This is a genomic window from Streptomyces prasinopilosus, assembly GCF_001419695.1.
GTDB classification, from domain to species: Bacteria; Actinomycetota; Actinomycetes; order Streptomycetales; family Streptomycetaceae; genus Streptomyces; species Streptomyces prasinopilosus.
On record NZ_LIRG01000480.1, the window covers coordinates 1 to 5,710 of the forward strand.

The 5,710-nt window shown below is 71.5% G+C and carries 5 protein-coding genes; 1 reads left to right on the forward strand and 4 read right to left on the reverse strand.

Annotated features, from left to right (window positions below; all coding sequences use genetic code 11):
* Positions 1 to 61: 61 nt before the first annotated feature.
* The 3 genes from AOK18_RS20000 to AOK18_RS20010 all read right to left on the reverse strand — a co-directional run bounded on the left by AOK18_RS20000 (position 62) and on the right by AOK18_RS20010 (position 2,188).
* Positions 62 to 637 (reverse strand): TerD family protein, encoded by a 576-nt coding sequence (locus AOK18_RS20000; protein WP_055695255.1) that lies wholly within the window; start codon positions 635 to 637, stop codon positions 62 to 64.
* Positions 638 to 700: 63 nt separating this feature from the next.
* A complete protein-coding gene (locus AOK18_RS20005; RefSeq protein ID WP_055573940.1) occupies positions 701 to 967 on the reverse strand; it encodes a GlsB/YeaQ/YmgE family stress response membrane protein in 267 nt (88 codons plus the stop codon).
* A gap of 225 nt (positions 968 to 1,192) precedes the next feature.
* Positions 1,193 to 2,188 carry a sporulation protein gene (locus tag AOK18_RS20010; protein ID WP_055695256.1) on the reverse strand — a complete coding sequence of 332 codons (996 nt, stop codon included), beginning with the start codon at positions 2,186 to 2,188 and terminating at the stop codon, positions 1,193 to 1,195.
* Positions 2,189 to 2,541: 353 nt separating this feature from the next.
* On the opposite strand from AOK18_RS20010, the gene AOK18_RS20015 reads away from it, so the two are divergent.
* A complete protein-coding gene (locus AOK18_RS20015; RefSeq protein WP_079105103.1) occupies positions 2,542 to 3,726 on the forward strand; it encodes an acyltransferase family protein in 1,185 nt (394 codons plus the stop codon).
* Between the two features lie 89 nt (positions 3,727 to 3,815).
* Here AOK18_RS20015 and AOK18_RS20020 read toward each other — a convergent pair.
* On the reverse strand, positions 3,816 to 5,710 hold a 1,895-nt coding region (locus AOK18_RS20020), incomplete at its 5' end, for a cation-translocating P-type ATPase (protein WP_055695257.1).

Here is a 5,710-nt window from a genome sequence, read left to right on the forward strand (position 1 = left end):
ACCTGCCGGAGCGGCGCCGGGCCGGCCGGGGAGGGACGGTCCGGCGCCGCTCCGGCAGGTGTCAGACCCCGACGCCGAAGTCGGCGGCGATTCCGGCGAGCCCGGAGGCGTAGCCCTGGCCGACGGCGCGGAACTTCCACTCGGCGCCGTGCCGGTACAGCTCGCCGAAGACCATGGCGGTCTCGGTGGAGGCGTCCTCGGACAGGTCGTAACGGGCGATCTCCTGGTTGTTCGCCTGGTTGACGACCCGGATGAAGGCGTTGCGGACCTGGCCGAAGCTCTGGCCGCGGTTCTCCGCGTCGTGGATCGAGACCGGGAAGACGATCTTGTCGACGTCGGCGGGCACACCGGCGAGGTTCACCTTGACGGACTCGTCGTCGCCCTCGCCCTCACCGGTGAGGTTGTCCCCGGTGTGCTCCACCGAACCGTCCGGGCTCTTCAGGTTGTTGTAGAAGACGAAGTGCTGGTCGGACGGCACCCGGCCGGAGGCGTCGAGGAGCAGCGCGGAGGCGTCGAGGTCGTAGTCGGTGCCGGTGGTGGTGCGTACGTCCCAGCCGAGGCCGATCACGACCGCGGTCAGGCCCGGGGCCTCCTTGCTGAGAGAGACGTTGCCGCCCTTGGAAAGGGAAACTCCCACTTCGTGCTCCTTCTCGGTGGTGGTCGAGCGTGCGTGATGCTCAGGACGTTCCGGGACGGGCGCTCAGTTGCGCGAGTTCCCGAAGAGGACGCGGTAGACGACGAGCAGGACGAGCGCACCCGCGATCGCCGAGCCCCAGGTGGCGGCGTCGAAGAACTCCCGCTGTACCGGCCGGTCCAGGAACCGCGACGAGAGCCAGCCGCCCAGGAAGGACCCCGCGACACCGATGACCGTCGTGCCGACGAGTCCGCCCGGGTCGCGCCCGGGCAGGATGGCCTTGGCCACCGCCCCTGCGAGCAGTCCCAGCACCAGCCATGCGATGACGCCCATGACGCCCCTCCCAGTCGTGTCGCCGTGCCGCGCCCGCCGTGCCGACGGTGCGGCGCGGCGGGCGTCCGTGCAGGGGCAAGCCTAACCTCTACAATTCTGTAGAAGCTGCGGGGTGGGGTGCCGCGCGACGAGGAGCCCCGGCGGGCGCCGCGCGGCGCCCGCGGCCGTCGGCGGGACGCACGGGGCGGGCCGGGCGCACCACGTGCCCGGCCCGCCCCGCGGCCGTCAGCCCTCGTCCTCCGCCTCTTCCTCCTCGTCCTCGAAGAAGTCCCCGACCTCGTCGACGACTTCGGCCGCGACCATGCCGCCGACGACCCCCACGGCCAGTCCGGCCGCCCCCGCCGCGACGACCGTCCCCATGCCGGGGCCGGAGCGCTGCCCGTCGTGGTGGTGCTCGTCGTGCCCGTGGTACCCGGTGTACCCGTGACCGCCGTGCGAGCCGTGGGAAGCCCGGTGCTCCAGGAGCCGGTGCAGCCACTCCTCGACGATCGCGTTCCAGTCCTGGTGCTCGGCCCCCTCGTGGGAGACCGTGAACCGGTTCACCGCGTCGTGGCCGGAGGAGAGGAACCCGCCGCGCTTGTCCGCCTCCAGCACGACCTCCATGCCGCCGGGGCCGGCGAGGAACGTCACCTCGACCTCGGTGATCCGGTGGGCGTACCGCGCCCCCGGGGTCAGCTCGATCTCCTGGTAGAAGGGCAGCTGCTGGCCGGTGCCGCCGATGCGGCCGTACTCGAGATCGGCGGACCGGAAGCCGAACCCGAGCCCGCCGAACGCCTCGAGGATCGCCTCCTGCGCGGGCAGCGGCCCGACGCTCAGCCGGTCCAGGTCGCCCTTGTCCCTGGCACCCGCCACGGCGAGCTCGGTCCGCACGCCCAGGACGATGCCCAGGTCCTGGCCGTGGAGCTCGGTGACGGGGGTCTCCCAGGGCAGCGCCACGGCGAACGGGACGCTGCGCGGTTCGCCGGCCCCGAGCCGGAAGCCGCCCCCCACGGTGAACCGTTCGAAGGCGACGACGCCCTCGCTCTCCCCCTCCTCGTGCTCGGCCTCGACCCGGGCCACCAGCTCCAGCGTGATGTGCTCGATGTCGAAGTCGGCGTCACCACCCTTGAGGTGGACCTGCCCGGTCAGTGCGGCTCCGGGCCGGGCCGCACCCGGGTCGAGGACCGTGTCGACCGTGGGGCCGCCCACGCCGAGCGAGCCGAGCAGTCGTTTGAACACCATCGCGGCGTCCACTCCTTCACGTGCGAGTGTTCCGTAAGAACGGTGCCGCACACCCCGCGGGCGCACGGCACAGGCCTTCTACAGGCATGTAGAAGCATAGGGCGGCGGTGTCCGGGCAGACGTGCACTCGGTGCCGACACGGCAGGAATGGCCGAAAGTGGGCGCCCGCATCGCCGGTGGCCGGGGACCCCCTCACCGCCACCGCACGCGATCGCGAAGGTCACCTGTCCACGGGTCCGGGTTTACCCGGACGTCGGCCGCGGCTACGGTTTCACGGGTCATCGCGCTCGTGTCACTTCCGCAACTCCTGTAAGAGGTGTTCTGCTCTGTCTGGGTTCCCGAAGGAAGGAATCGTGAAGGAAACGCTGCCCTCGAGCAGCCCCGGGGAGACGGACGGGCCGCCGACGAGACCGCGCGGGGAGGAGACCCGCGCCGCACCGGCCGGCGGGGAGACCCGGTCGGCGAAGCCGCGGGACGCCCTCTTCGACAACGCCAAGTACCTGGCCATCGTGCTGGTGGCGGTCGGCCATGCGTGGGAGCCGCTGCGCGGCGAGAGCCGCGCCGTCACGGCCCTCTACACGCTGGTCTACGCCTTCCACATGCCGGCGTTCATCATCATCTCCGGCTACTTCTCGCGCGGCTTCGACTGGAGTCCGGGGAAGATCAAGCGCCTGATCACCGGTGTCGCCGTCCCGTACATCGTCTTCGAGGTGGCGTACACCTTCTTCACCCGGTGGAGCGACGGCAAACCGGACCGCTCGATCAGCCTGCTGGATCCCCTGTACCTGACGTGGTTCCTGGCCGCCCTGTTCATCTGGCGGCTCACCACCCCGATCTGGCGGACCCTGCGCTGGCCGCTGCCCGTCGCCCTCGTCATCGCGGCCCTGGCCACCCTCACCCCGTCCATCGGCAAGGACCTCGACCTCCATCGCACCCTGCAGTTCCTGCCGTACTTCGTGCTCGGCCTCTCGCTGAAGAAGAAGCACTTCGAGCTGGTGCGCCGCCGTGAGGTGCGCCTCCTGGCCGTGCCGGTGTTCGCGGGCGCGCTGATCGTGGCCTACTGGGCCGTGACGCGGATGAACTACGCCTGGTTCTTCCACAAGTCCAGTGCCGAGGACCTCGCGGCACCCGCCTGGTACGGGCCGGTCATGACCCTGGCGATCTTCGGCTGCTCGACGGTCCTCGTCGCCGCCTTCGTGGCCCTCGTCCCGCGACGCCGGACGTGGTTCACCGCCCTGGGCGCCGGCACGCTGTACGGGTACCTGCTGCACGGCTTCTTCATCCAGGCCGCCAACCACTGGCACTGGTCCCGCAACGACTGGTTCCACGCCCCGCTCGGCACGGTCACCGTCACCGCGATCGCCGCCGTGGTCGTGACCGGCCTGTGCACCGCACCGGTGCGGCGGATCTTCCGCGCCGTGTTCGAGCCGAAGATGGACTGGGCCTTCCGGCGGCAGACCCCGGCCCAGGGTCGGGAGCAGGCCCGGACGCCGGAGGAGACGCCGGTACCGGCACCGGCGCCGCACGGGTCCCGCTGACGTCCGAAGGGGCGTGCGAACCCCGCTTTCACGGGTTCGTACGCCCCTTCCGCGTTCTCCGCCGGCCGGTCCGGCCCCCTCCGCCGCCGTTACGCCGTCACACCGTCACGCCGTCCGCTGCGAGCCGCGACACGCGCGCGGCGGGCACGGGCACGCAGCACGGTCTTGAGCACCTCGCCGGTCCACAGGATCGCCGAGCCGACGGCGGCGCACACCAGCCACTGACCGGGGGTGAGGTCGGTGGTGGTGAAGAAACCGTGCAGCGCGTCGGTCTCGACGATGATGACGAGCAGGGCGATCACGGCCGCCGTGGCGATGAACGCGGAGCTGTTCTGCAGCGTTTCGCGGCTGAACACGCTGCGGGTGTCGTGCCGCACGTTGAGCAGGTTGAAGACCTGGAAGAACACGAACGTGACGAAGGCCATGGTGCCCGCGACGGTCGCCTCCCCCAGTTCCGGCTCCGGGCCCGGGGCCCAGACCAGCACCGCCAGCGTGCCCGCCGCCATCACCGCGCTCGCCAGCAGGATCCGGGCGAGACGCCGCTTGCCGAGGATGCGCTCGCCCGCGGCGCGCGGGGGGCGCTTCATCGCGTCCGGATCGGCCGGGTCGACGCCCAGGGACATGGCCGGCGGGCCGTCCATGACCAGGTTGACGAACAGGATCTGCAGGGCGGTGAACGGCGCCCCGCCGGCCAGACCGGTCAGCGAGGCGATGAGGAAGGTGGCGACGAAACCCAGGGCGGTGGAGACCTGGAAGCGGGTGAACTTCACGATGTTGCCGTAGATGCCGCGGCCCTCGCGGACCGCGGACACGATGGTGGCGAAGTTGTCGTCGGTCAGCACCATCGTGCCGGCCTCCTTGGTGACCTCCGTCCCGGTGATGCCCATGGCCACCCCGATGTCGGCCTTGCGCAGCGCGGGGGCGTCGTTGACGCCGTCGCCGGTCATCGCGACGACGTCCCCGCGGTCCTGCAGCGCCCGGACGATGCGGATCTTGTGCTCGGGGGACACCCGGGCGACGACGCCCACCTCGTCCAGCCGCTCGGCCAGGGTGGTCTCGTCGTCGATGCGGTCCAGTTCGGCGCCGGTCACGGCGGCTCCGGGGATACCGAGTTCGCGGGCGATGGCGCCGGCGGTCACCGCATGGTCACCGGTGATCATGCGGACCCGGATTCCGGCGTCGATGCACTCGGCGATCGCCGTGCGCGCCTCCGGGCGGGGCGGGTCGACGATGCCCACCAGGGCCGTCAGCACGATCCGGTCGAGGAGCTCCTTGGGATCCCGGGGCGCCCGGAAGCCGTCGGCGGGGAAGTCCTCCGTGCCCAGCGCCATCACCCGCATGCCCTGCTCGGCCAGTGAGGCGTTGCCCTCGTCGAACCGGCGGCGGGCCACGTCGTCGAACGGCAGGGTCCCCTCCTCGCCCACGAGACGGTCCGCGCGGTCCGCGAGGACGTCGGGGGCGCCCTTGACGAAGCACCGGACCACCGCGCGCCCGGAGTCGTCCGTCCAGTCGTGGAAGGTCGCCATGAACTTGTAGTCGGAGTCGAAGGGGATCTCCAGCCGGCGCGGCTTCTCCTGCCGCAGCCCGCTCACGTCGACGCCGCCCTTCTCGGCCAGGACCACCAGGGCGCCCTCGGTGGGATCGCCCACGACCTCGCCGTCGCGGATCACGGCGTCGGTGCACAGGGCCATCGCGGTCAGCGCGTGGTCCAGGGTCTGCGGCAGAGGCTGCCCGTCGGTGGTGCGGATCCGTCCCTCGGTGGAGTAGCCCTCGCCGGACAGGGTGAGCCGGCGGCCGGCCAGCAGCATCTCCCGCGCCGTCATCTGGTTCAGCGTCAGCGTGCCGGTCTTGTCCGTGCAGATCTGGGTGGTGCTGCCGAGCGTCTCGACCGACGCCAGCTTCTTGACGATCGCCCCCTTCTTGGCCATCCGGCCCGTGCCCATCGCGAGGGTGAACGCGACGACCGCGGGCAGGCCCTCGGGGA

Excerpts from the sequence above, each read along its gene's own strand:
- AOK18_RS20010 (WP_055695256.1), bottom strand. The coding sequence starts at position 2,188 with ATGGTGTTCAAACGACTGCTCGGCTCGCTCGGCGTGGGCGGCCCCACG.
- AOK18_RS20005 (WP_055573940.1), bottom strand. The coding sequence starts at position 967 with ATGGGCGTCATCGCATGGCTGGTGCTGGGACTGCTCGCAGGGGCGGTG.